This is a genomic window from Achromobacter sp. 413638 (genome assembly GCF_043119405.1).
Classification (GTDB): Bacteria; Pseudomonadota; Gammaproteobacteria; order Burkholderiales; family Burkholderiaceae_B; genus Achromobacter.
The window spans coordinates 1-21,242 of sequence record NZ_JBICCO010000110.1; the positions used below are offsets into that span (position 1 = coordinate 1).

At 67.8% G+C, this 21,242-nt stretch carries 24 protein-coding genes, 1 tRNA gene and 1 pseudogene; 11 read left to right on the top strand and 15 right to left on the bottom strand.

Annotated features, from left to right (window positions below; all coding sequences use genetic code 11):
• Nucleotides 1-112: 112 nt before the first annotated feature.
• From ACEU5R_RS29045 to ACEU5R_RS29055, 3 genes are all read right to left on the bottom strand, one after another.
• A complete protein-coding gene (locus ACEU5R_RS29045) occupies nt 113-742 on the bottom strand; it encodes an FMN-binding negative transcriptional regulator (RefSeq protein ID WP_103275555.1) in 630 nt (209 codons plus the stop codon).
• 133 nt (nt 743-875) lie between these two features.
• Nucleotides 876-1,364 (bottom strand): GNAT family N-acetyltransferase, encoded by a 489-nt coding sequence (locus ACEU5R_RS29050; protein WP_392413247.1) that lies wholly within the window; start codon nt 1,362-1,364, stop codon nt 876-878.
• A gap of 48 nt (nt 1,365-1,412) precedes the next feature.
• Complete coding sequence (locus tag ACEU5R_RS29055; protein ID WP_103275557.1) at nt 1,413-1,607, bottom strand: hypothetical protein; 195 nt, start codon at nt 1,605-1,607, stop codon at nt 1,413-1,415.
• A gap of 313 nt (nt 1,608-1,920) precedes the next feature.
• Between ACEU5R_RS29055 and ACEU5R_RS29060 the strand changes: the two genes are divergently transcribed.
• Nucleotides 1,921-2,088, top strand: a complete 168-nt coding sequence (locus ACEU5R_RS29060; RefSeq protein WP_392413249.1) for a hypothetical protein — start codon at nt 1,921-1,923, stop codon at nt 2,086-2,088.
• Nucleotides 2,089-2,274: 186 nt separating this feature from the next.
• Here the strand turns inward: ACEU5R_RS29060 and ACEU5R_RS29065 are convergent, their stop codons facing one another.
• From ACEU5R_RS29065 to ACEU5R_RS29075, 3 genes are read right to left on the bottom strand one after another with little or no spacing between them, the layout of a single operon-like run.
• The gene (locus tag ACEU5R_RS29065) at nt 2,275-2,784 is read right to left on the bottom strand and encodes a hypothetical protein (RefSeq protein ID WP_392413251.1); all 510 of its coding nucleotides are present in this window, start codon (nt 2,782-2,784) and stop codon (nt 2,275-2,277) included.
• Between the two features lie 29 nt (nt 2,785-2,813).
• Entirely contained in the window at nt 2,814-3,410 is a 597-nt protein-coding gene (locus tag ACEU5R_RS29070; protein WP_392413252.1) for a GrpB family protein, read from the bottom strand.
• A gap of 58 nt (nt 3,411-3,468) precedes the next feature.
• Entirely contained in the window at nt 3,469-3,705 is a 237-nt protein-coding gene (locus ACEU5R_RS29075) for a hypothetical protein (RefSeq protein ID WP_103275558.1), read from the bottom strand.
• Nucleotides 3,706-3,915: 210 nt separating this feature from the next.
• Here ACEU5R_RS29075 and ACEU5R_RS29080 point away from each other — a divergent pair, with 210 nt between their 5' ends.
• Together ACEU5R_RS29080 and ACEU5R_RS29085 are read left to right on the top strand one after the other, a co-directional pair.
• Nucleotides 3,916-4,227 (top strand): cupin domain-containing protein, encoded by a 312-nt coding sequence (locus ACEU5R_RS29080; RefSeq protein WP_392413254.1) that lies wholly within the window; start codon nt 3,916-3,918, stop codon nt 4,225-4,227.
• The gene (locus ACEU5R_RS29085) at nt 4,217-4,486 is read left to right on the top strand and encodes a hypothetical protein (protein ID WP_392413256.1); all 270 of its coding nucleotides are present in this window, start codon (nt 4,217-4,219) and stop codon (nt 4,484-4,486) included. The genes ACEU5R_RS29080 and ACEU5R_RS29085 overlap by 11 nt, the downstream gene beginning before the upstream one ends.
• A gap of 42 nt (nt 4,487-4,528) precedes the next feature.
• Here the strand turns inward: ACEU5R_RS29085 and ACEU5R_RS29090 are convergent, their stop codons facing one another.
• Nucleotides 4,529-4,879: a hypothetical protein gene (locus ACEU5R_RS29090; protein WP_392413258.1), complete on the bottom strand. Its 351-nt coding sequence runs from the start codon at nt 4,877-4,879 to the stop codon at nt 4,529-4,531.
• A 9-nt stretch (nt 4,880-4,888) separates the two neighbouring features.
• On the opposite strand from ACEU5R_RS29090, the gene ACEU5R_RS29095 reads away from it, so the two are divergent.
• Nucleotides 4,889-5,401 carry a DUF4189 domain-containing protein gene (locus ACEU5R_RS29095; RefSeq protein WP_103275560.1) on the top strand — a complete coding sequence of 171 codons (513 nt, stop codon included), beginning with the start codon at nt 4,889-4,891 and terminating at the stop codon, nt 5,399-5,401.
• A gap of 122 nt (nt 5,402-5,523) precedes the next feature.
• On the opposite strand, the gene ACEU5R_RS29100 is transcribed toward ACEU5R_RS29095, so the two are convergent.
• A tRNA-His gene (locus ACEU5R_RS29100) sits at nt 5,524-5,599 on the bottom strand.
• A 215-nt stretch (nt 5,600-5,814) separates the two neighbouring features.
• Between ACEU5R_RS29100 and ACEU5R_RS29105 the strand changes: the two genes are divergently transcribed.
• The gene (locus ACEU5R_RS29105; RefSeq protein WP_103275561.1) at nt 5,815-7,266 is read left to right on the top strand and encodes a phosphatidylserine/phosphatidylglycerophosphate/cardiolipin synthase family protein; all 1,452 of its coding nucleotides are present in this window, start codon (nt 5,815-5,817) and stop codon (nt 7,264-7,266) included.
• A 168-nt stretch (nt 7,267-7,434) separates the two neighbouring features.
• Nucleotides 7,435-8,316, top strand: coding sequence for an NAD(P)-dependent oxidoreductase (locus ACEU5R_RS29110; RefSeq protein WP_392413260.1), 882 nt, complete (start codon nt 7,435-7,437; stop codon nt 8,314-8,316).
• A 16-nt stretch (nt 8,317-8,332) separates the two neighbouring features.
• On the opposite strand, the gene ACEU5R_RS29115 is transcribed toward ACEU5R_RS29110, so the two are convergent.
• From ACEU5R_RS29115 to ACEU5R_RS29130, 4 genes are all read right to left on the bottom strand, one after another.
• On the bottom strand, nt 8,333-9,604 hold the full coding sequence (locus ACEU5R_RS29115) for an MFS transporter (protein ID WP_392413262.1): 1,272 nt from the start codon (nt 9,602-9,604) through the stop codon (nt 8,333-8,335).
• 262 nt (nt 9,605-9,866) lie between these two features.
• Complete coding sequence (locus ACEU5R_RS29120; RefSeq protein WP_103275564.1) at nt 9,867-10,280, bottom strand: RidA family protein; 414 nt, start codon at nt 10,278-10,280, stop codon at nt 9,867-9,869.
• A gap of 251 nt (nt 10,281-10,531) precedes the next feature.
• Nucleotides 10,532-11,023, bottom strand: a complete 492-nt coding sequence (locus ACEU5R_RS29125; protein WP_103275565.1) for a hypothetical protein — start codon at nt 11,021-11,023, stop codon at nt 10,532-10,534.
• Between the two features lie 57 nt (nt 11,024-11,080).
• Entirely contained in the window at nt 11,081-11,869 is a 789-nt protein-coding gene (locus ACEU5R_RS29130) for a serine protease (protein ID WP_392413265.1), read from the bottom strand.
• Nucleotides 11,870-12,163: 294 nt separating this feature from the next.
• Here ACEU5R_RS29130 and ACEU5R_RS29135 point away from each other — a divergent pair, with 294 nt between their 5' ends.
• Entirely contained in the window at nt 12,164-13,516 is a 1,353-nt protein-coding gene (locus tag ACEU5R_RS29135; RefSeq protein ID WP_392413266.1) for a trypsin-like peptidase domain-containing protein, read from the top strand.
• A 109-nt stretch (nt 13,517-13,625) separates the two neighbouring features.
• Here the strand turns inward: ACEU5R_RS29135 and ACEU5R_RS29140 are convergent, their stop codons facing one another.
• The gene (locus ACEU5R_RS29140; protein WP_392413268.1) at nt 13,626-15,023 is read right to left on the bottom strand and encodes a PLP-dependent aminotransferase family protein; all 1,398 of its coding nucleotides are present in this window, start codon (nt 15,021-15,023) and stop codon (nt 13,626-13,628) included.
• Between the two features lie 323 nt (nt 15,024-15,346).
• On the opposite strand from ACEU5R_RS29140, the gene ACEU5R_RS29145 reads away from it, so the two are divergent.
• Complete coding sequence (locus ACEU5R_RS29145; RefSeq protein WP_103275569.1) at nt 15,347-15,589, top strand: hypothetical protein; 243 nt, start codon at nt 15,347-15,349, stop codon at nt 15,587-15,589.
• A 122-nt stretch (nt 15,590-15,711) separates the two neighbouring features.
• Here the strand turns inward: ACEU5R_RS29145 and ACEU5R_RS29150 are convergent, their stop codons facing one another.
• Entirely contained in the window at nt 15,712-15,954 is a 243-nt protein-coding gene (locus tag ACEU5R_RS29150) for a 4-oxalocrotonate tautomerase family protein (protein WP_392413270.1), read from the bottom strand.
• A gap of 369 nt (nt 15,955-16,323) precedes the next feature.
• On the opposite strand from ACEU5R_RS29150, the gene ACEU5R_RS29155 reads away from it, so the two are divergent.
• The 3 genes from ACEU5R_RS29155 (at nt 16,324) to ACEU5R_RS29165 (ending at nt 19,833) form a co-directional block, all read left to right on the top strand.
• On the top strand, nt 16,324-16,506 hold the full coding sequence (locus ACEU5R_RS29155) for a type II toxin-antitoxin system HicA family toxin (RefSeq protein WP_392413272.1): 183 nt from the start codon (nt 16,324-16,326) through the stop codon (nt 16,504-16,506).
• Nucleotides 16,507-16,528: 22 nt separating this feature from the next.
• Nucleotides 16,529-16,918: a type II toxin-antitoxin system HicB family antitoxin gene (locus ACEU5R_RS29160; protein ID WP_392413274.1), complete on the top strand. Its 390-nt coding sequence runs from the start codon at nt 16,529-16,531 to the stop codon at nt 16,916-16,918.
• A gap of 206 nt (nt 16,919-17,124) precedes the next feature.
• Entirely contained in the window at nt 17,125-19,833 is a 2,709-nt protein-coding gene (locus tag ACEU5R_RS29165; protein ID WP_392413276.1) for an autotransporter outer membrane beta-barrel domain-containing protein, read from the top strand.
• Between the two features lie 68 nt (nt 19,834-19,901).
• Here ACEU5R_RS29165 and ACEU5R_RS29170 read toward each other — a convergent pair.
• Nucleotides 19,902-21,173, bottom strand: a pseudogene (locus tag ACEU5R_RS29170) (gamma-aminobutyraldehyde dehydrogenase); the annotation flags it as partial.
• Between the last annotated feature and the right edge of the window lie 69 nt (nt 21,174-21,242).

Genomic DNA, 21,242 nt, shown 5'->3' on the forward strand with positions numbered 1-21,242 from the left:
CCCCCCCCCCCCCCCCCCCCCCCCCCCCCCCCCCCCACGCCGCGCAACCGACCGCGTGACAGTCGCGTGAAATGGCCGAAGCCCCGCCAGCGCAACGCGCGGACGTGAGGTCTCAGCCCAGCCCGCCGCGCCGCGCCACCAGTCCCGCCATGACCGCGTCGCCCTCTTCCGCCAGGCCTTGCGCCACGCCCTGCCGATCGGCAGGGGTGCGGTTCTGGCTGGCTTTCCACTTGCCTTCGATACGCGCGATGGGAATCTCGACGCCCACGATGGCGCGCATCTGCGCGGCGATGAAATCGGCCGGCGCGTCCGCCACGCGCCAGGGCAGGACGCGGGCCTTCTCCTGGCTCTCGGTCAGGGCCTCGAGCTGCGCGCGCAGCCATGCCGGATCGTCCTGGATCACCGGCTTGCCCCACGCATGCACGGCAACGAAATTCCAGGTCGGCACGACCTTGTGCGTCTCTGCCTTGGTGGCGTACCAGGACGGCGTGACATAGGCCTGCGGACCATGAAAAGCCACCAGGCATTCGGCGCCCGAGGCCAGCTCTGCCAATTGCGGATTCGCCCTGGCCATATGCAGGCGCAGCACGCCGCGCTCGCCTTCGGGATACAGCAGACAGGGAATATGGTTGGCCATCAATCCGCCCGGCCCGGCCGTCATGACCACGCCCAGCGGATGAGCGCGGATGAAATCATGCTGGACGTCGAGGGCATCCTCGCGGAAGGCGGAAGGCAGATACATGGCGGCGGTCGAATCGGTACGTGGAAAACCCGACGATAGCGCCGCCGTGGCTCCACTCAAAGAGCCAGAAAACCCTGGATTTATGGAGCCAGAACCCGGCCGCAGACATGCGCCAGGCCGCCCGGCGCAGGTCTCAGTCCGCCAGCCGCTTGCTCAACAACACCGTCGTGAAACCGCTGTCCCACTCCTCGTCGGGATAAGTATCGATTTCCTGATAGCCATTGCGGGCGTAGAAGGCGCGGCTGCGCACATTGAAGTCGTCCGTTTCCAGGCGCGCCTCGCGCACGCCGGCCTGGCGCATGGCGGCCTCGGCCAGCGCCAGCAGCGCGGCGCCCACGCCGCGTCGCTGCATGTCGGGCTGCACGTGCAGGGCCCAGATGAAATTGCCTTCCCAATCGACCATGCCGGCGACCGTTCCGTCCAGTTCGCAGACATGGAACAGGAGCCCGCGTTCGGCGACATACGCGGCCGTCTTGCCGCTGGCGCGAAAGCGCGCATCGGTCTGCGCCGACATCTGCGGCATCCAGGTGGTTTCGTAGGTGCGCATCAACAGGTCCACGAGCGCGGGCGCGTCTTCGCGCCGCGCCGGCCTGATGTGCAAAGCGCTGCTGGAATTTTTCATGCGCGGCAGTGTAGCAATACCGCCGCGTCCGCGCGCCGGGCCAGCGCGCTAACGCCGCACGCGCTCGTAAGCCTGGTTCATGCGTTCGCGGGCCGCCGTTTCATGCGCATAGGCGCGGTCATAGCTTTCCAGGCAACCCATCGTGGGGTTGGGCCATTTGATCGCGGCGATCGCGGCGGTGAGTTCGTCGCGCGCGCGCTGCCATTCCTTGACCGCTGCATACCATTCCTTGGCGGTGTCCATAGAACGTCTCCCCTATGTGCACAGCCCCATCGTATTCCTGCGCAACGCGTTTGCATCTAGGTAATTCGCACTAGCTCGCCCCGCTTGCGGCATGCCTGCCACAACCTGTTTTCGGCCGCTCCAATTCCCGAGAGGGTTAACCCGGAACATGCCGCCCGCCCCGGCATCCGGTCACGGAACCCGGGGCGCAAACGCATGTCGAACCACGCGATTCCAACGGTCACATCACGTTGTGACGCATATTGACGTCAACCCGTACTGACTCGCGGCCCCGGCAAATGCTACTGTTCCGCCTATGCAAGGAGTTCATGCAATGGATCAGAAAACCAAGCCCTGGGCTTTTCCCAAGCCTCACCCGGAAAACACCCCTCGCGGCGAACGCAACAAGCAAGAGTTCGATGTTGCGCCAGACACCCGGAAACCCGCGCCCAAGGCGCGTCTGAAGGAAAGCGCCCAGCGCGCAGGCAGCGCACGCTCATAGTCCGCGCACGTCACCACGCCAGCCGCGCCGGCCGCGGCATCCGCAGTCCTGGATCCCATCCGCCACGGCGCCCCGCCGTCCGGCAAGCTCCACGTACAAGGCCCCATCTTCCTTCTTCCGACGCGCAGGCGCGCGTCGGTTGGCGCGCGCCTGCGCGCTCGCCCCATCGCCGAAAACAAGGGGAACTCAGTATTCGCCCGGGGCCAGCCGGTCCGCCAGATAGCCCTGCGCGTCCGGCGCGGCCCGCATCATGTTGCGCACCCAGGCATCGCGCTCATGCCCGATCACGGCAAGCTCCCAGACGCAGGCCAGGAACGGCGCCTGCACCGTCTTGAAATCTGCCTGGCTGGACAGCGGCGCGGACAGCAGTTTCTGGCAGACGATGCCGCCGGCGCGCCACCAGTCGACCAGCAGCCACACCACCTCCTCGCCAACATGCGCGATGCAATAGCCCAGGCCATGGAAACCCGCGTCGCGCTCGACCTCTTGCAGCACGCCGAACGCCTTGCGGCGGGCCGCCGCCGCGATCTCGGCCGGCAGGATCGGCACGGCGGCATCGCGGTCTCGATGGATGGCGTAGGCCTTCAGGGCCGCGCCCGCCTCTTCCCAGACGCCGACGCAGGCCATGCGGCGCGGCACATAGATCTCGGGCGCGGGCGGCGTCCAGGAAGACGCGGCGGCGGATTGCATGCTCATGCAAAGCTCCTGTCTGGATGGCCTGGCGTTCAGGCGATGAAGCCGGCCGCGCGGAACACGCGGTCGTAAATGTCTCGCACTATGTCCTGCTTGCGCTGGTTGTACTGCGTCATGTCCTGCGTATCGCTGGCCGCGCCCTGCTTGGCCTGTGCATACCGCTGCCGATCCTCGGCGCTGCCGCGCAGCCAGTCGCGGAACATGCGATGACGGATTGCCTCGGGGCAGTCAGGGCCGAACACGTGCAGGTTCACGCGCGGCGAGGCCAATTGCAGGCAGCGGTGCTGATGCCAGGACGGCTCGCGCACGCGCAGCTCGTAGCCCAGCGCCTCCAGGGCCGGCACGTACAGGTCCTCGCGCGTGGGGTCGGCCACGGCCACGTCGATATCGATGACCGGCTTGGCCGGCAGACCGGGCACCGCGGTGGAGCCTATGTGCTGGATGTCCAGGGCAACCGGGCCCAGCGCGCGGCGCAGGTCGGCCGCCAGCCCGTCATAGCGCGCCGGCCATTCCGGGTCATAGGCCACGATGGCGATGGATTCCGGCGCGGGCTTGCCGCGGACCCAGGGATTCTCGTCCGGGTCGGAATCATAGTGGCGCATGATGGCTTCGGGGGTGGGCATGGGCATCGCGAACTCCTGGGAAGCACGCCAGCATACCCGAGCCCAGCCACCCATCAGGCGCGCATCAGCCCCTGGTGTGCTCCCGCGCGGGCTGCACGCGGCGCCAGCCCGCGGTTTCGTCACGCTTGTCGTGGGTGTACTCCCACTCCGTATCGCAACGCGCGCAGACGAACAGCTCCTGGCGCGCGCCCTTGCGAGCCGCCTCCATGCTGCGCACTTCGCCCAGGCTGACCAGGTGTGGATGGCCGGCCGCGCCGCGCTTGTCGGGTTCGATCGCCGAGCAATCATTGCAGGTTGCCATACCCCACTCCTTTCATTTTTCTTGCATTGAGAGGACATGCTAGGAAATCGAAGCGGGACGATGTTCAGCAATTCTCACCAAAAAGTGAACGGCGTCCACCCCAATTCGCCTGGCCCCGCTCGGGGTTTCTTGCCATCGAGGCCCCCTCCATGACGCCACGGCATGCTTGTGCTAGCGTAGTCTCCCCTCAATTCCCGCTACCCACCCGCCATGGCCCTGTTCAACCTGGCCGATGCCGCCGACCGCCTTCCCCACGCATGGAAATCGGCCATCCTCGCCCGCTCCGGTGACTGCAACATCAAGATCCTGAAAATGGACCGGCAGCCCTATCCGGACGAAACGCATGACTACAACGAGGCGCTGATCGTCGTCAGCGGCATGCTGCGCCTGTCGGTCGCGGGCAAGACAATCGAGGTGAAGGCGGGCGACATGTACGTGGCGCAGGCGGGCGTGCCCCATGCGGTGTTGGAGGGCAGCCATGGGGTGCTGATGATCGTGGATCCGGTCGAGGATGGATGCTGACGACGCCATGGTGGACCCACAACAACTGAACAAGCGCATCGACCTCATGAAAAATGAGGCGCAAGCGTACATATTGGCGCAAAAGCAGGATTTCGATGCCGCTTTTTCGTCGGACAGCTGCTTGCCTCCGAAGAAGCAGAAGGATTTTGAGAAAACCCTGAGTTCAGTTGCTGATCGCCTGGTTCGATGTCACCGGCGCGCCTCAACGATCCGATTACATCAGCCGATATCTTGCTGGCTTGAGCGACATCCCGGATAAAGCGAAATATCTGGAGCATTCCGACACAGGCAAGCTGATGACTCAGCGATGGTGAAGAACCGGTCCGTCGATATCGACCCCACGCACAGCTTGCGTGCGTTTCTGAGAGCCGAGCATGGCTACGCCGACATCGTCGAAAACCTGTACACGAAAGACGTTGCGCCCTTCTCTGCCCTGCTCGAACGCGCCCTGCATTACCGGGTTGGCTCGTCGATTACCGAGAACGGAGAATTCAGGACCGCTATCGCCTTTCACCTCATTCCCAGATAGAAAAAGCGATAGCGCAAGAATGGCTGGATCGCAAGACGGCTGAGGAAATGATGTGAAGCTGCGCGGCAGCTGTCCGCCGCGATTAGAATACCCGCACCCCCCAATACCGTTGGGCCATTGCACGGAATCTTCATGAAAGACGTTCGCACCTTCACATTCGCGCTCGCGGTCGTTGCCGTCATGCTTGCCCTGGCCAATCCCGCCGCGGCGGAACAGGGATGCGCAGATGGCTACAAGCCCACGCCCACGCAGAACGGCGTTGAATGCCGACCGGTTCCCGGTCTGTACAGAGGATCGGGCGCAGGGGCCGCCCCCCAGGTCCGCTGGGAGGAACGCTGGGGTGCGATCGTCATGGATGCCGCTTCCGGCATGACCGGCATCGGCGGCAGCCAGCCCACCGAGGAAGCCGCCATCCAGGCCGCCACGGCCATGTGCCAGCGCAAGGGCGGCAAGAACTGCCGCGTCGACATCACCTATTCCAATCAATGCGGCGCACTCGCCTGGGGCAGCAGCCATGCCGTCTCGGCCCGTGGGCGGACGCTGGAAATCGCGTCCAAGTTCGCCATCGACGCCTGCGAGAAAACGACCGGCAAGAAGTGCGAGGTCTTTTTCTCCGATTGCAGCTTGCCGGTGCGGGCCCAGTAGTCAGGACGCGCTTCGATCCTTCACGCTTCGATCTTTCAAGATCCCGCTCGATTTTTCTTCTTATGGCGGCGGAATAAAAAAGGCGCTTAGAGTGATCTAAGCGCCTGATTTCACTGAATTCTTGGGGTGGCTGATGGGACTCGAACCCACGACAACCGGAATCACAATCCGGGACTCTACCAACTGAGCTACAGCCACCACTGGTACTGCGTTTTTCCTGCTTTTTTCTTCCACTGCCCCAGTGATTTTCATCACCCGGCAGCAAAGAAGCGAAATTCTAGCACAGTTTTTTCCGCGCGCGTAAGCCCTCTCCCCGACTCGCCGCAATCCGACATCTTGCTATCCTTGCGGCTGGCCCATTTTCGGGTTGGTCCATCGTGGGCCGGCCCATCTCGGAGACACGCTGACCGCCCATGGACCTGCACGCCATCCTGCTCGAATACTGGCCGCACATCGTGTTCGTCGTCAGCCTGGCGGCCGGCGCCGGCGCCGCCGTGCATGCGGCCATGACCAAGCAGGACGTGCGCTCTGCCATCGGCTGGGTGGGCCTGACGCTGCTGTCGCCGCTGTTCGGCGCGCTGATCTATGTCGTGGCGGGCATCAACCGCATCCGCAAAACGCGACTGTCGCAGCAGCGCGACGAGGCCATGCTGGAGGACGCGGCGCAGGTCGAGACCGCGCCTGTCGACGTCGCGCCGATCTCCGGCTCGCAATTCGCCTCGCTCAAGGTGCTGGGCGACCAGGTCAGCCGTTTCCGGCTGCTGGGGGGCAACGCGGTCCTGCCGCTGGCCGGCGGCGACGAAGCCTACCCGGCCATGCTGCAGGCGATCCGTGACGCCAGCCACGCGGTGGCGATGCAGAGCTATATCTTCGACAACGACCCCATCGGCCGCGAGATGGCGCAGGCGCTGATCGAAGCGCATGAGCGCGGCGTGCAGGTGCGCGTGCTGATCGACGCCATCGGCTCGCGCTATTCGCGCCCGCCCATCGTGCGCATGCTGGCGCGCGGCGGCGTGCCGGTGGCGCGCTTCATGACCAATCCGCTGGGCGTGCTGCGCATGCCCTACGCCAACCTGCGCAGCCACCGCAAGATACTGGTGGTGGACGGGCGGGTGGGCTTCACCGGCGGCATGAACGTGCGCGCCGCCTTCGTCACCGCGCTGTCCGGCGCGGACACCAATGCCGACACGCATTTCCGTCTGGAAGGCCCCATCGTCACGCAGCTGATGTCGGTGTTCGCGCATGACTGGAACTTCACCACGCACGAATCGCTGCCGCAGCGCCCCTGGTTCGATCCTGACGCCGCGCCCGCCGGTTCGATTCCGGTGCGCTGCGTGCCCTCGGGCCCCGACCGCGCGCTGGGCAGCACGCACAACATGCTGCTGGGCGCGCTGGCGGTGGCCCAGCGCCACGTGCGCATCCAGTCGCCCTACTTCTTGCCGGACCAGACCCTGATCGGCGCGCTGGCCACGGCGGCGCGGCGCGGCGTGGTGGTGGACATCGTGATTCCCGGCAAGAACAACCTGCGGCTGGTCGACTACGCCATGACCGCCCAGCTGGATCAGGTGGTGCGCACCGGCTGCCGCGTCTGGCGCTCGCATGGCGCCTTCGACCACTCCAAGCTGATGACGGTGGACGACGCCTGGACCTATGCCGGCTCGTCCAACCTGGACCCGCGCAGCCTGCGGCTGAACTTCGAGCTGGACACCGAGATCTACGATCCCGGCGTGTCGCACGGCCTGGGCGCGCGCATCGACGGCATCATCGGACAGGCCCGCCGCGTGACGCTGGAAGACCTGCAGCAGGCGCCCTTCGCCAAGCGCCTGCGCAACAAGGTGATCTGGCTGGCCACGCCTTATCTCTGACACGGCCCGCGCAAGCGGTCCCAACTCTCTGACGCATTCCTCGCGGGCCGTCCCGCCAAGCGCCGGCGCGCCGGCCGCGGGCCGGACGGTTCCCGCGCGCAGGCCGCGACGCTGGGAGTAAGATCTACGCCACAACAAACACCCTATAAATGGCAGGAGCAGTGGAAGATGGCGAAAGTCGGCATGGTTGGAATCGGCCTCATGGGCCATGGCATCGCGAGCAATCTGGTCAAGCATGGCCACGAACTGACGGTGCTTGAGCATCCGGGGAACCAGCCCCTGGACGCATTGAAGGCCGCGGGCGCGACCAGCTGCGCCGACGGCGCCACGCTGGCGGCGCGTTCCGACGTGATCATCCTGTGCGTCACGGGCAGCCCGCAAGTCGAGGCCGTGCTGCTGTCACCGGGCGGCGTGCTTGAGGGCCTGCGCCCCGGCGCCGTCGTCATCGACTGCTCCACCGCGATCCCCTCGTCCACCCAGAAGGTCGCGCAAGCGGTGACCGACAAGGGCGGACGCTTCCTCGACGCGCCCATGACCCGCACGCCCAAGGAAGCCGCCGAAGGCCGGCTGAACCTGCTGGTCGGCGGCGACGCCGCGCTGTTCGCCGAATGCAGGCCGCTGCTGGCCTGCTTCGCCGAGAACATCAGCCACGCCGGCCCGGTCGGCGCCGGCCATCGCATGAAGCTGCTGCACAACTACGTGTCGCTGGGCGTGATCGCGCTGCTGTCCGAGGCCGCCGCCTGCGCGCTGCGCGCCGACATCGACCCGGCCGTGTTCGCGGACGTGCTGGGCAAGGGCGGCGGCGGCGGCGTGGCGCTGGAACGCCTCAAGCCCTATCTGCTGGAACAGGATCCCTCGTCGCTGAAGTTCTTCATGTCGAACGCGGAAAAAGACCTGTCCTACTACAACACCATGGCGCAGGAAACCGGCGCGGCGCGCGACATCGGCCAGGCCGTGCTGGACACCTATGCGCAGGCCGTCAAGCAGGGCGGCGGCGAGCGCTACGTGCCCGAGCTGGTGTCGCTGCTGCAGGAAGGCGCCGCGCGCTGACAGGAGGCGGGAACGCTCAGCCGCCCGCCGCGGCCGGCGCCAGCGGCGCGCCGCGCTGCGGCAGCCGCAGCGCGATTCCCGCCGCCAGCAGCAGCAACACGCCCGCCGCGCCGAAGGCGATCCAGTGCGTGCCATAGCGCTCGAAGGCCCAGCCGCCCAGCCATGAACTGATCATGCCGCCCACCTGGTGTCCCAGGTAGGCCAGGCCGTACAGCAGTCCCACCAGCCGCACCCCGTACACGTCCGCCAGGATGGCCGAGGACAGCGCGATGCTGCCGGCCCAGACTATGCCGCCCACGGACGCCGCCAGGTACAGCTCCCAGTGCGTGCCCACCATCACCAGCGCGAAAAAGCCCAGGCCGCGCACGCAATAGATCACCGCCAGGATGTTGCGCCGTTCCAGCTGGTCCGACAGCCGCCCCAGCACCAGCGTGCTGAAGATCGCCACCAGGCCGATCAGGCCGATGCCCAGCGCGCTGGTGGACGCGTCGAAGCCGTGGTCCATCAACATGGGCATGCCGTGCGTGCCCAGCAGGTTCATGCTGAAGCCGCAGGCGAACAGCCCGAGCGCGATCTGCCAGAACGGCACCGAGGCCAGCGCGTCGCTCGCCTTGACGGTGGATGGCGCGCGCGCCGCCGGACGCGCCTGCGCGCCGGCGGGCCGGTCGATGATCTGGTGCGGCAGCAGGTCGGTATGCGCGGGCGCCTGGTCGCGCATCACGAACAGCGCCGAAGGCACGGTCACCAGCGCGAACAGCGCGGCGAAACCCAGCATGGTCTCGCGCCAGCCGACGGCGGCGATCGCGTGAGTGAGCAAGGGCGTCATCAGCGCGATGCCGGCCATGGAACCGGTGGACAGGAAGAACAGCGCCATGCCGCGCTGGCGCGTGAACCAGCGGCTGATGACTGGCGTCAGCGCCACCGGGCTGGTGAAGCCCAGCCCCACCGACAGCGCCACGCCGAAAGCCAGCAGGAACTCGACCGGGCCGCGCGCGTTGACGGTCCAGACACAGGACGCGACGACGATGGCCGCGCCGGTCAGCAGCACGAAGCGCGTGCCGCGCGTGCCGGCCAGGTAGCCGGCCACCGGCATGGCCAGGCCGTAGCACAGCATGCCCACCGCCACGATGCCCGACAGCTCGCTGCGCGAGAATCCCAGCGTCTGGGTCATGGGCAGGAAGAAGGGTCCGATGCCCATGCGCAATCCCACGGTGAGCAGCGTCAGCACGGTGGCCGCGCCCACGATGTTCCAGCCGAAATACCAGCTCCCCGGCCCTTGCTTGTCCACGTGATCGTCTCCTCGGCGGTTTTTTCTTGTATGCCGTGGGCGCGGTCTGGCGCTTGCGTTTCGGGGCGGGCGCACAAGGCGCCACGGACGATTCGGGCGGGAGGCCGGCGGACGGCAATCGCGTCCGCCAAACGCGGACGGACCATATTACTCCCGGCTATATCTGTGTCGGCGCGGACCGCGCGCGATCCTGTACACGCAGCGGCCACTACTGTGGCGGCGCGGCGTCAGCGGCGCGCCGACGCCGGCGGCGAGGCTACGCTCAAGCGCGCGTGGCGGCGACCAGCCTGATTTCCACCGCCAGCGCCGGCCGCGCCAGCTCGGCCACGCCCAGGATGGTCCAGGCCGGGAAATCCGCGCGCATGTAGCGCGACTTCACCTCGCGGAAATCGGACAGCTGGGCGCCGACGTCCACGTGATAGGACACCATCTCGACCACGTCGGAGAAATCCAGGCCCAGGCGCCGCAGGATGGCCTCGGCGCGCTTGAAGGCCCATTCGATCTGCTCGCGCACCGTGTCCGGCACCGTGCCGTCGGGCCGCAATCCGATCTGGCCGGAGATGTAAGCCATGCCCCGGGCCACCACGGCCGGCGCGTATTCAAAGGCGTCGAAGACGCGATTGCCGCCGAACATGGCGTCGTCCTCGGGCAGTCGCAGGCGCACGATGGCGGTCATGGAGGTTCCTGGTAACGGAGAGTGGGCCGCCAGTGTATCGGCCCCCGCCCGGTCCCGCAGTCCAGGTTTGCCCGTAGCGAGCGAGCACGCTAGTGTGCTGTCCCGTAGATGCGTCCGCATGACGAAATTCATCCATAGACGTCAGGGCTAGGCGCAAACCGCAGTGATACCCGTAGGTATCGCGAGGATTTGCAACGACGCCATGGCGGCTAGGGGTGGATTTCGTGCGGGCGTATCTGCGGGACAGCACACTAGGCGCCGCCCGCCGCCGGTTCCAGCTTCAGTTGCAGCACCAGCGGCTGGCGCATGTCGGCCGGCGGCGCCTCGGCCAGCGAGCGGTTGGCCAGCACCTCGGTCAGCGCGTCGCGCACGCGGGTATCGATCAGCGTCGGAAACTCGACCCGCTCGACGCGGCCTGTGGCATCCACCCAGACCTTGGCCACCACCGGCTGCGCGGCGGCGGCCACCGCGTCGCCAGCGTCCTTCGGCCCGCCCATCAGTTCGTGCACGCGCACGACCGCTGGATTGGCGTCGTCGCCCAGCCAGGCCTGGAACTGGTTGCCCAGCAGCTGCGCATAGCTGACCCAGTGCTGCGGCACGGCGGCCGGCTGGGCGGCCACGGCGGTCGCGCCGGACAGCGCCAGGCCCATGAACGTGGCCACGGCGCGGCGCAGGCGGGCGAAACGCCCAGGCCTGGCGGACTGCGAACTGGCGGACGCGCCGCCGGAAACCGTCTGCTTCATGTCGATCTTCCTATTCCCGTTCAAACGGCGGACAGGCAGGCTCGCAACGCTCGCCCCTCATCCGCAAATAATGCCGGCCGACAGCGTCGCCGCGCGTGGCGCCTGCGCCTGCATGGCGCCCAGCTGGGGCCGGTCGCTGACCGCATGGACCGCGCCCTGCTCGCGCAGGAAACCGGTGATGCTGTCCACCGGCACCGCCTTGACCCGCGTGGCGCCCGCCCCGGGCGCGGAACCGCCGCGCCGGCTCAATGCCACCGTGCCCGACAGCCGGCCGTCCACCGCCACGCGCTCGACCACCATGCCGAGCACCAGCCCTGCCCCGCCCAGCACGGGACTGCCGCTGGCGCCCGGCTTGACCGGCGAGAACAGCAACAGCTCGGTCGCGGAACCGCCGCCGTGCGGGGCCGTCATGCCATTGAACACGGTGCTGGCGCGCGCGGGCATGCGCTGCAATTCGCCATAGGCCTCGGTGAACACGGGCCGGCCGCCGCTGCCCTCGGGCGTGGCCGCGAAGGTCGCGCTCAGATAGGGCTTGAAACCGGTATCCAGCAAGGCCAGGTCGCGCGCGTCATCGCGCGCCACCACGGTGGCCCGGCGCACCTGCCCGTCCTTCAGCGCATACAGGGACGCGCAGCCCGTCACCGCGTGCGCGGCGGTCAGGATCTGGCCGGCCGCGTTGATGAACAGGCCGCTGGCCTGCGACTCGAACGGCGCGCCGGCCTGGGCGGCGGCCGCGCCGGGCAGCGCCAGCAAGGCGGCCAGCATCGCGCCGCAACGCCACAAGGGCGCGCGGCATGCGCCCGGCGCCCTGGCGCCGCCGCGCGGCAATGGCCTGGCTGCATTCATCCTCGATCCCGACTGAAGCGCGCCGGGCGGACCCGGCTGAGAAATCGCGCAAATGTAGCGATAATTTGCGGCGGCTTGATGACGCTCTTGCACCCAAGGCGCCGACGCCTGACGCGGAAACGTCATCCACCGCGCCGGCGTGCGCGCCCGTGGCGTCATACCCGTGAAGTCCCGCCGGCCCATACTGCCGCGCCCACAGTCCAAGGATCCGATATGCCCAGGACGGCCTCCGCCGCCACCCTTCCCTCCACGGCCCCCCAGGCCGCCCGCCACGGGTCCGTCCGCGCCGGATCCGTGACCCGCAACAGGCCCGCGCGGTGCGCACGCGCCGGCATCCGCGCCGCCTTGGCGCTGGCGCTGGGCGCCGCGCTCGCCCTGCCCGCGCCCGCCCTCGCCGCGCTGCCCATGGCCGTCGACGGCCAGCAGCTGCCCTCGCTGGCGCCGATGCTGGAACGGGTCACGCCCGCCGTGGTGAATATTTCCGCGCAGGACGAGCCCGACCCGCAGGCGCGCATGGCCGGCGGCGGACGCCAGAACGTGGGCTCGGGCGTGATCGTGGACGCCGCGCAAGGCAACATCCTGACCAATCACCATGTGGTGCGCGGCGCCTCGGCCATCCGCGTCTCGCTGCAGGACGGCCGCAGCTTCAGCGCCAAGGTCGTGGGCAGCGACCCCGATACCGATCTGGCCGTGCTGCGCATTCCCGCCGAGAACCTGCAGGCCCTGGCGCTGTCCGATTCCAGCGATCTGCGCGTGGGCGATTTCGTGGTGGCCATCGGCGATCCCTTCGGCCTGGGGCAGTCCGCCTCGTCGGGCATCGTTTCGGCGCTGGACCGCTCGAACCTGCGCGCGGCCGGCTACCAGAACTTCATCCAGACCGACGCTTCCATCAATCCCGGCAATTCGGGCGGCGCGCTGGTCAACCTGAACGGCGAGCTGGTCGGCATCAACACCATGATCTACACGCCCTCGGGCGGCAACGTGGGCATCGGCTTCGCGATTCCGTCCAACCTGGCCGCCGAGGTCATGCGCCAGCTGCTGCAGCACGGCCAGGTGCAACGCGGCGGCCTGGGCCTGGACACGCTGGACATCACGCCGCGCAACGCCCGCCAGCTGGGCCTGGCGCCGGGCTCCAGCGGCGTGGCGGTGGCGCGCGTGGCCGACGGTTCGCCGGCGCAGCAGGCCGGTGTGCAGGCGCGCGACCAGATCGTGGCGGTGGACGGCAAGCCGGTTTCCACCAGCGCCCAGCTACGCAACGCCGAGGGCCTGTTGCCGGTGGGCAAGCAGGTGCGCCTGAGCCTGCTGCGCGGCGGTCAGCGGGTGGAGGCGACGCTGCGCATCGAGCCCGAGAAGAACGAACGCTTTCACGGCGGCTCGCTGGACGCGCGGCTCAACGGCGTGGAGTTCGCCGAGATGGCGCGCGAGCAACGACTCAAGGGCAATGACGGCGTGGTCGTCAGCGCCGCCTATCCGGACCGGGGCGCGGTCGCGGCGCGCGTGCAGCGCGGCGACATCATCATCGGCCTGAACCGGCGTCCGGTCAGCAAGCTCGCCGACCTGCGCGGCCTGCTGGCCGATACCGCCGGGCGGCCGCTGCTGCTGACGCTGATCCGGGGCCGGGCCATGTATCACCTGCAGGTGAACTGAGACCGGTGGCTATCATGGCCCGCGAGCCGGCTGTCATCGCCATCCTGGCCGGCGCCACGCGGCTCGAATGAGCTGCGTGGCGCCGTCAGGATTGCCGTCGCCGCGCAGCTCAGACCACCGCGACGCGCGGCGGCTGCGGCCGGCTGCGCATCAGCCCGGCCAGCGTTCCCAGCGCCTGTTCCAGCTGCGCGCGATCGGCCTCGGCGCCCAGCGACACGCGGATGGCGTTGGGCGCGTCCACGCCTGCGCGGAAGGCATCGGAAGACGCCACGCTCAGCCCCTGGTCGCGCGCCGCGCGCGCCAGCGCGTTCGCCGTCCACGGCGCCGGCAGCGACAGCCATTGATGGATGCCTTCGGCCGGCGCGTCCTGCGCCATGACGGCCGCGCCCTGCAGCACGCGCCGCGCCATCAACTGGCGCGCCTGGGCCTCGGCGCGCACGCCGTCCAGGATGTCCTGGGCGGCGCCGCTGGCGATCCACTGCGCGGCCAGCGCGCTCATCAGCGGCGTGGCCATCAGCGCGAAGGAACGCATCGACGCCAGCACGTGCGCGCGGCTGTCCAGGTCCGGCGCCAGCACATAGGCGGTGCGCAGCCCCGGCGTCAGGCACTTGGCCAGCGTCGAGATGTGAAAGACCGAGGCGGGCGCCAGGCTGGCCATGGTCGGCGGCGCGGCGTCCAGGAACAGGCGATAGGGATCGTCCTCGATCACCTGCGCGCCGCAGGCGGCGGCCGCGCGCAGCAGGTCGCACCGACGCGATTCGGTCAACGTGCGCGTGGTGGGATTCTGCAGCGTGGGATTCAGGTAGACCAGGCGGCTGCCGCTTTCGCGACAGGCCCGCTCCAGGCCGGTAGGCGTCATGCCTTCGTCGTCGGTCTCGGCCACGACGACGCGGCGGCCCAGCTGTTCAGCGGCGGCCAGCAGGCCGGGATAGACCAGCGGCTCGGAAACGATGGCGTCGCCGGCCCGGCCGCAGGCCAGGATCACGGCGGCCAGCGCCGCCTGCGCTCCCGGCGTCACCAGCACATGCCCGGCATCGACCGGCTCGGCCGACTGCGACAACCACTGCGCGCCGGCCGCGCGCTCGGCGGCGCTGCCGCCGGCCAGCTGATAGGTCATCAGCACATGCACGTCCTGGCGCTCCATGACGCGCGCCAGCCCCCGCCGCAGCAGCTCCTGCATGTCGCAGCCCAGCGGCGGCGGCGGCAGGTTCATGCCCAGGTCCAGCACCAGCGCGGCCGGCTCGGCGCGGCGCGAGATGAAAGTGCCGGCCGCGCCGCGCGGATCCAGCAGGCCGCGCAGGCCGGCTTCGTTGTAGCCGCGCGTGACCGTGGTCAGGTCGATGCCCAGGCGCTGCGCCAATCCGCGCTGCGGCGGCAGGCGGTCGCCCGGCTGGAGCCGGTTTTCCGCGACGGCCCGTTCAATCAGGTCCGCGATCTGCCGGTAGCGGGGACCGCTGCCGCGCGCCAGCCGCAAGGGCCAGATTGCATATAAATCGTCGTCTTGCATGGGTCTTTCTGCACCGAGATGTCGCAATGTATGGATGATTCCAATCAATTAGTAGGGTAACAAACTCAGATTGAATCCATACATATTGAATCTTGCATGGGTCCGAACCATGCAGGCGCGGCGCATCCCGCCGCAGCCGGTCCCCGGCGGATGCATGGACTTGACGCCCGCAACCCGGGGATATCACATGCCCGACTCACCTGCCCGGAGCCGGGCCCGCGGTCCTCGGGTCTCCCGCGTTCGGCCCGCCGGCCCGGATGCGGGCTCTCCACAAAGGTTTGCTATAAGAACGCCTGTAGCAGCTTTTTTGTGGGACGAAGATAGTGACCATTCAAACCTTGCGCCGTTGCGGCATCGTGCTCGGCCTGGCCGCGCTGGCATCCGGGTGTTCCATGGTGGGCCTGGGCGACCGACATTACGGCGCCACGCCGGTCACCAATGAATGCCGCTGGAATCGCAGCGGTTGCCTGTATGACGGGAAGTACGAAGCCGGCGAGAAGGAATACGCGGAAGAGGAAGCGGCGCGCCTGAACCGCCAGCAGCTGGAGCGGCTGCGCGGCCGATAGGCCAACGACCGCGACGCAGTGCCCTGCCGAGACGGCCGTCAGGCGACGGCGTGGCAATGCGGAATGGCTAGCGCGCATTGCGCGCCTGCTGGCGGCGTCCGCCGCCAGCGTCAACAATATGTCTACTTGGCCTTGTCGCAGGCCAGCACGCCAGCCTTCGCCCAGTTCTCGTCGGTGGTTTCGGCGAAGAACAATTGCACCGCGTCCGCGGGCAGTTGATACACCTCTTCAAACGCCTCGGTGATCCTCTTTGCCAGTTCACGCTTGAGTTCAACGGAACGCGGCGATTGCTGGATGGTGACGATGGGCATGCGACAACTCCTTGAATGGATGGGGCGATACAGCGAAACCTGACGGTGTACCACAATGCCCTTCCTCGGCGCCTGCGCTGCGCGGCGAGAACCCTTTTCAACGGTTATACCGAACTGAGGTGCTGCCCGTCTCTCCCTGAAGCGCCTGAATCTCCGACTCAATTACCCCTGTCACTGCTGCGTGATCTGCGTGCCATGCCTGCTAGATTGATTGGCGACGAACTGGCTTGGCTGACCGGACGCCAGGGAACCTGACTGTCGGCGGCAGTAGCTTGGTCATCGTCGCCCGCAACTTCCCAAGCCATCCCAATGGCAACGTCCATTTTGTCGGACTCCGCATTGCCATGTCCTGCGTGCGGTCCGATTGACAAAGATTCGGACAACCCCATTGTGTATGGTTGTGTAGAATTCATGATTGCACGGATGAACAGCGCAGACCTCCTCAAGCAACTGAAAGCCGATGGCTGGTACTTGGTTCATACCGTGGGTTCCCATCATCAGTTCAAGCACCCCACCAAGCTTGGCAAGGTCACGGTGCCGCATCCCAAGAAGGACTTGCCGATGGCGACTCAGCGCTCCATCCTCAAGCAAGCCGGCCTGCGATAAGCGGGCGGCCCAGGAGAACCTCATGTTCTACCCGATCCACGTACACAAAGAAAAAGGTAGCGCCTATGGGGCCGCCTTTCCCGACTTCCCCGGCTGCTTTGCCGCAGCTGACCACTGGCAAGATCTGCCGCGCGCGGCCCAGGAAGCCGTCGAGGCGCACTTCCACGGCGAGGCCGAAACAATTCCCGCGCCGTCCGCTCCCGAAGCATGGGCCAGCCATGAGGACTTCCAGGGGGGCTACTGGATGATGGTCGATATCGATCTGTCGAAGGTCAGCACAAAGGCGGTAAGGCTCAATATCAGCTTGCCCGAGAACCTGGTCCATCGCATCGACGAGGCCGCGCAAACCCGGCGCATGTCGCGGTCGGCATTCCTGGCCATGGCCGCAGAACATGAAATGACCGCCGCCTGACATGACCAGCCGGATTTCCTCGTACCGCCAATAACTTGGAAAACGGCTTGGGTTGAGCAGCCTTCAATCCCTCTGCAACCGTGACACCCAATCGAAGAACGGCCATCGCAATCGCGCATCCCCCCTGCGCAATCACCTATTAAGAAAGGCGCGCCGCCTGCCGTAGCAGCCCGAAAGCACATCGCATCCATTCGGGGGGAGCTGCCGTGGTCGAGCGCAATCGCCAACAAGCAAAGTGGCTGCTGAAGGCAGTTTTCATCTCATGCGCGGCCAGCTTCCCGCATTCCGCCAGCGCCCAATTGGTCTCCAGTACCGGAGAAGTGCTGCCCGGGTCGGTCCAGACACCCAACTGGACGGTCGGCGGCGACCTGACCGTCGGCGACACGACCACGGGCAGCTTGACCATCGACGCCGGCGCCACGGTCTCCAACGATCTGGCCACCATCGGCAATCTCAATGGGGCCGTGGGCACCCTGACGGTGTCCGGCCGGAACGGCGGCGCGGCATCGACCTGGACCAGCGCCGGTCTGGTGTCCGTCGGGGTCGAATCGGGCAGCCAAGGCACGCTCAAGGTGCAGGCCGGCGGCCAGGCACGCAGCGATGCGGGCATCATCGGCCGCGATAGCGGCAGCGTTGGCACCGTTACCGTGTCGGGCGTCGGATCCGTCTGGGAGCTTTCCACGATCAACTCGTTCCAGATCGGCACCGCCGGCAGCGGCACGCTGCGGATCGACGATGGCGGCGCGGTGCACAGCGGCCAGGGCATCATTGGCTGGCAACCCGGCGGCAACGGGCGCGTTACCGTGACGGGCGCCCGATCGGTCTGGGATCCGCTGAACAACATCTATGTCGGTTTTGAAGGAACCGGCGAGCTGCAGGTCCAGGACGGCGCCGCCGTCCACACCCAGGGGCCGAGCGGGCCGACTTCCGCCGCGTCGATCTATATCGGGCTCCAGCCGGGCGGCGTGGGCACGGTCAACGTGTCCAGTACGACGGCCAACGCCTCGACCCTGAAGGCGAGCGACCGCATCGAGATCGGCTCGGCGGGCACGGGCACGCTGACCATCGACAAGGGCGGGATCGCGGGCGCCGCCGCCGATACCTGGATCGCCGTCGCCGGCGGCTCCACCGGCACGTTGCACCTGCTCGGCGATGCCGGCGGTCGTGGCGCGCTGGAGACCGGCTCCGTCGTCAAGGGGGCTGGCACCACGTCCTTCGACTGGAATGGCGGCATCCTGCGCGCCATTCGCGACCAGAACGACTTCCTGAACGGCTTCGCCACGCAGGCGATCGGCGCCAACGGCGCCTGGTTCGACACGAATACCTACGACGTGGTCATGGGCACCGCCTTCTCGGGCGCGTCCAGCTTCAACAAGCTGGGCGCCGGCACGCTGACGCTGTCGGGCAACAGCGCGGCGTTCACGGGGAACACCGCCATCCGCGCGGGCACGCTGCAGGTGGACGGCATCCTGGGCGGACCCGTGAATGTGCTGGCGGGCGCGCGGCTGACCGGAACGGGACGCGTTGGCGCGACGACCAACCAGGGCGTCATCGCGCCGGGACCGCGCAGCGGCTTCGGCACGCTGACGATCGCCGGCGACTATGCCGGCCAGGGCGGCGGCCTGGAAGTCCGCACGCGGCTTGGCGCCGACAACTCGCCGACCGACAAGCTGGTGATCACCGGCGCGACCGCCGGCGCGACGCCGGTCACGGTGAAGAACATCGGCGGCGCGGGCGCGGCGACCCAGCGGGGCATACAGATCGTGCAGGTCAATGGCCTCTCGGCGGGCCAGTTCAACCTGGCCAACGGCGATTACGTCATCGATGGGCGTCCGGCCCTGGTGGCCGGCGCCTACGGCTATGTGCTGCAACAGGATCCGGCCGACGGCGGCTGGTATCTGAGATCGTCCCTGACCGATCCCGGCACGCCCCAGCCCGGAGGCGGCAACCCGGGCGCACAGCCGCCTTTGCGCTATCAGCCCGGCGTGCCGGTCTATGAGGCCTACGCCAACACCCTGCTCCAGCTGAGCAAGCTTCCTACGCTGCGCCAGCGGGTCGGCAATCGTCTCTATGACCCGGCGGACGCCGGCCGCAATGGCGTGTGGAGCCGCGTGGAAGGGACGGCGAGCCGCTACGACCCCGCGACGTCCACGACCGGCGCGCGCCAGGACATCGACAGCTGGAAGGCGCAATTCGGCGTGGACCGCATACTGAACGGCGAGCGCGACGGCTCCCGCCTGGTGGCCGGCCTGGCGTTTCACTATGGCAAGGCCGACACGCGTTTGTCGTCGGCCTATGGCAAGGGCAACGTCGACACCACCGTCTACGGCCTGACGCCCACGCTGACCTGGTATGGCGCGAACGGCGTCTATGTCGACGTCCAGGCGCAGGCGAACTGGTTCGACAGCGACCTGAAATCACGCTCGGCGGGCACGCTCAGGAATGGCGCGAAGGCGCACGGCTACGGGCTGGGCATCGAGGCGGGCAAGGCCTGGGACCTGAGGCAAGGACTCGCCCTGATCCCGCAGGCGCAGCTGACGTACCTGTCGACCCGCTTCGGCAGCTTCAACGACCGATTCGACGCGCGCATCGAAAGCGACAAGGGCGACAGCCTGCAGGGCCGCGTCGGCATCGCGCTGGACTACAAGCGCGACTGGCAGTCGGGCGGCGTGCACCGGGAAGCCAGCGTCTATGGCGTGGCCAACGTCAAGCATGAATTCCTGGACGGGACGCGCGTGCGCGTGGCCAATGTGCCGGTGGCCAGCCGGATGGCGCGCACCTGGGGCGGCCTGGGCCTGGGCGTGAATTACGGCTGGGGCGGACGCTATGCCCTCTACGGCCAGATCGACGCGGATGCCGATTTCTCCGGCAGCCATGTCGTCACCGCGACCGCCGGATTCCGGATGATGTTCTAGCGGCGGCGGGCCGGTGACGACGACCGCCGCCGCCCCTGGCGACGCTCAGGCGGCGGTTGTTCCGGCTCTCATCCCATCCTGACCATGACGTGCCGCGCGACCGTGTAGTCCTCCAGGGCGTACATGGAAAGATCCTTGCCATAGCCCGAGGACTTCAGGCCGCCGTGCGGCATTTCGCTGGTCAACATGAAGTGCGTATTGACCCAGGTGCAGCCGTATTGCAACCGGGCAGCCGTCGCCATGCCGCGCGAAATGTCGCGGGTCCAGACCGATGAGGCCAGACCGTATTCGGAGTCGTTGGCCCAGCGCACCGCCTCGTCGGCGTCGTCGAACCGCGTCACCGAAACGACGGGCCCGAAGACTTCATGCTGGACGATTTCGTCGCCTTGCAGCGCGCCGGCCACCACGGTTGGCTCGTAGAAAAAGCCGCCGCCGTCTCCCGCGCGACCGCCCGCCGTGATCTCGATGTGCCTGTTTTCAGCGGCCCGCCGGACAAAGGACTCGACGCGGGACTGCTGCCTGGCCGAGATCAGCGGCCCCAGGTCATTGTCGTTATCGTTGGGCTGATTGAACTTGAGGCGCTTGACCGCGTCCGAAAGGTCGGCAACAAGCTTGTCATAGATCTTCCTGCCGGCATAGATGCGGCAGGCGGCGGTGCAGTCCTGCCCGGCGTTGTAGTAGCCGTAGACCTTGACGCCTTCCACGACGCTGGCCAGGTCGGCGTCGTCGAAGACGATGACCGGCGCCTTGCCGCCCAGCTCAAGATGGGTTCGCTTGACGATCCCGGACGCGGCCTGCAGCACCTTCTTGCCCGTGCCGATATCGCCGGTGAGCGAGACCATCGCCACCTTCGGATGATGGATCAGCGCGTCGCCCACGCTCGCGCCGCGCCCCGTGACCACGTTGACGACCCCGGCGGGAAAGATGCCCGCGATGATCTTCGCCAGTTTCAGCAAGGTCAGCGGCGTCTGCTCCGATGGCTTGATCACGACGGTATTGCCGCCGGCAAGCGCGGGGGCCAGTTTCCAGGCCGCCATCATCAGGGGGTAGTTCCACGGCGCGATGGACGCGACGACGCCGATCGGATCGCGACGGATCATCGACGTGTGGTTGGCGACATACTCGCCGGACGCAGCGCCGTGCATCGTTCTCGCGGCGCCGGCGAAAAAGCGGAAGCAATCGGCGATCGCCGGGATCTCGTCCTCCAGCACGCGGATACGCGGCTTGCCGCAGTTGAGCGCCTCGAGCGTCGCGAAGTCCTCGCCCGCGCTCTCGATGGCGTCGGCCAGCTTCAACAGCAGGCGCGAGCGCTCGGCGGGCGTGGTCCGCGCCCAGGGGGGGGGGGGGGGGGGGGGGGGGGGGGGGGCGGGGGGGCGGGGCGGGCCCGCCCCCCCCCCGCGGCGCCGCTA

Excerpts from the sequence above, each read along its gene's own strand:
- ACEU5R_RS29045 (WP_103275555.1), bottom strand. The coding sequence starts at position 742 with ATGTATCTGCCTTCCGCCTTCCGCGAGGATGCCCTCGACGTCCAGCAT.
- ACEU5R_RS29050 (WP_392413247.1), bottom strand. The coding sequence starts at position 1,364 with ATGAAAAATTCCAGCAGCGCTTTGCACATCAGGCCGGCGCGGCGCGAA.
- ACEU5R_RS29055 (WP_103275557.1), bottom strand. The coding sequence starts at position 1,607 with ATGGACACCGCCAAGGAATGGTATGCAGCGGTCAAGGAATGGCAGCGC.
- ACEU5R_RS29060 (WP_392413249.1), top strand. The coding sequence starts at position 1,921 with ATGGATCAGAAAACCAAGCCCTGGGCTTTTCCCAAGCCTCACCCGGAA.
- ACEU5R_RS29065 (WP_392413251.1), bottom strand. The coding sequence starts at position 2,784 with ATGAGCATGCAATCCGCCGCCGCGTCTTCCTGGACGCCGCCCGCGCCC.
- ACEU5R_RS29070 (WP_392413252.1), bottom strand. The coding sequence starts at position 3,410 with ATGCCCATGCCCACCCCCGAAGCCATCATGCGCCACTATGATTCCGAC.
- ACEU5R_RS29075 (WP_103275558.1), bottom strand. The coding sequence starts at position 3,705 with ATGGCAACCTGCAATGATTGCTCGGCGATCGAACCCGACAAGCGCGGC.
- ACEU5R_RS29080 (WP_392413254.1), top strand. The coding sequence starts at position 3,916 with ATGGCCCTGTTCAACCTGGCCGATGCCGCCGACCGCCTTCCCCACGCA.
- ACEU5R_RS29085 (WP_392413256.1), top strand. The coding sequence starts at position 4,217 with ATGGATGCTGACGACGCCATGGTGGACCCACAACAACTGAACAAGCGC.
- ACEU5R_RS29095 (WP_103275560.1), top strand. The coding sequence starts at position 4,889 with ATGAAAGACGTTCGCACCTTCACATTCGCGCTCGCGGTCGTTGCCGTC.
- ACEU5R_RS29105 (WP_103275561.1), top strand. The coding sequence starts at position 5,815 with ATGGACCTGCACGCCATCCTGCTCGAATACTGGCCGCACATCGTGTTC.
- ACEU5R_RS29110 (WP_392413260.1), top strand. The coding sequence starts at position 7,435 with ATGGCGAAAGTCGGCATGGTTGGAATCGGCCTCATGGGCCATGGCATC.
- ACEU5R_RS29120 (WP_103275564.1), bottom strand. The coding sequence starts at position 10,280 with ATGACCGCCATCGTGCGCCTGCGACTGCCCGAGGACGACGCCATGTTC.
- ACEU5R_RS29125 (WP_103275565.1), bottom strand. The coding sequence starts at position 11,023 with ATGAAGCAGACGGTTTCCGGCGGCGCGTCCGCCAGTTCGCAGTCCGCC.
- ACEU5R_RS29130 (WP_392413265.1), bottom strand. The coding sequence starts at position 11,869 with ATGAATGCAGCCAGGCCATTGCCGCGCGGCGGCGCCAGGGCGCCGGGC.
- ACEU5R_RS29140 (WP_392413268.1), bottom strand. The coding sequence starts at position 15,023 with ATGCAAGACGACGATTTATATGCAATCTGGCCCTTGCGGCTGGCGCGC.
- ACEU5R_RS29155 (WP_392413272.1), top strand. The coding sequence starts at position 16,324 with ATGAACAGCGCAGACCTCCTCAAGCAACTGAAAGCCGATGGCTGGTAC.
- ACEU5R_RS29160 (WP_392413274.1), top strand. The coding sequence starts at position 16,529 with ATGTTCTACCCGATCCACGTACACAAAGAAAAAGGTAGCGCCTATGGG.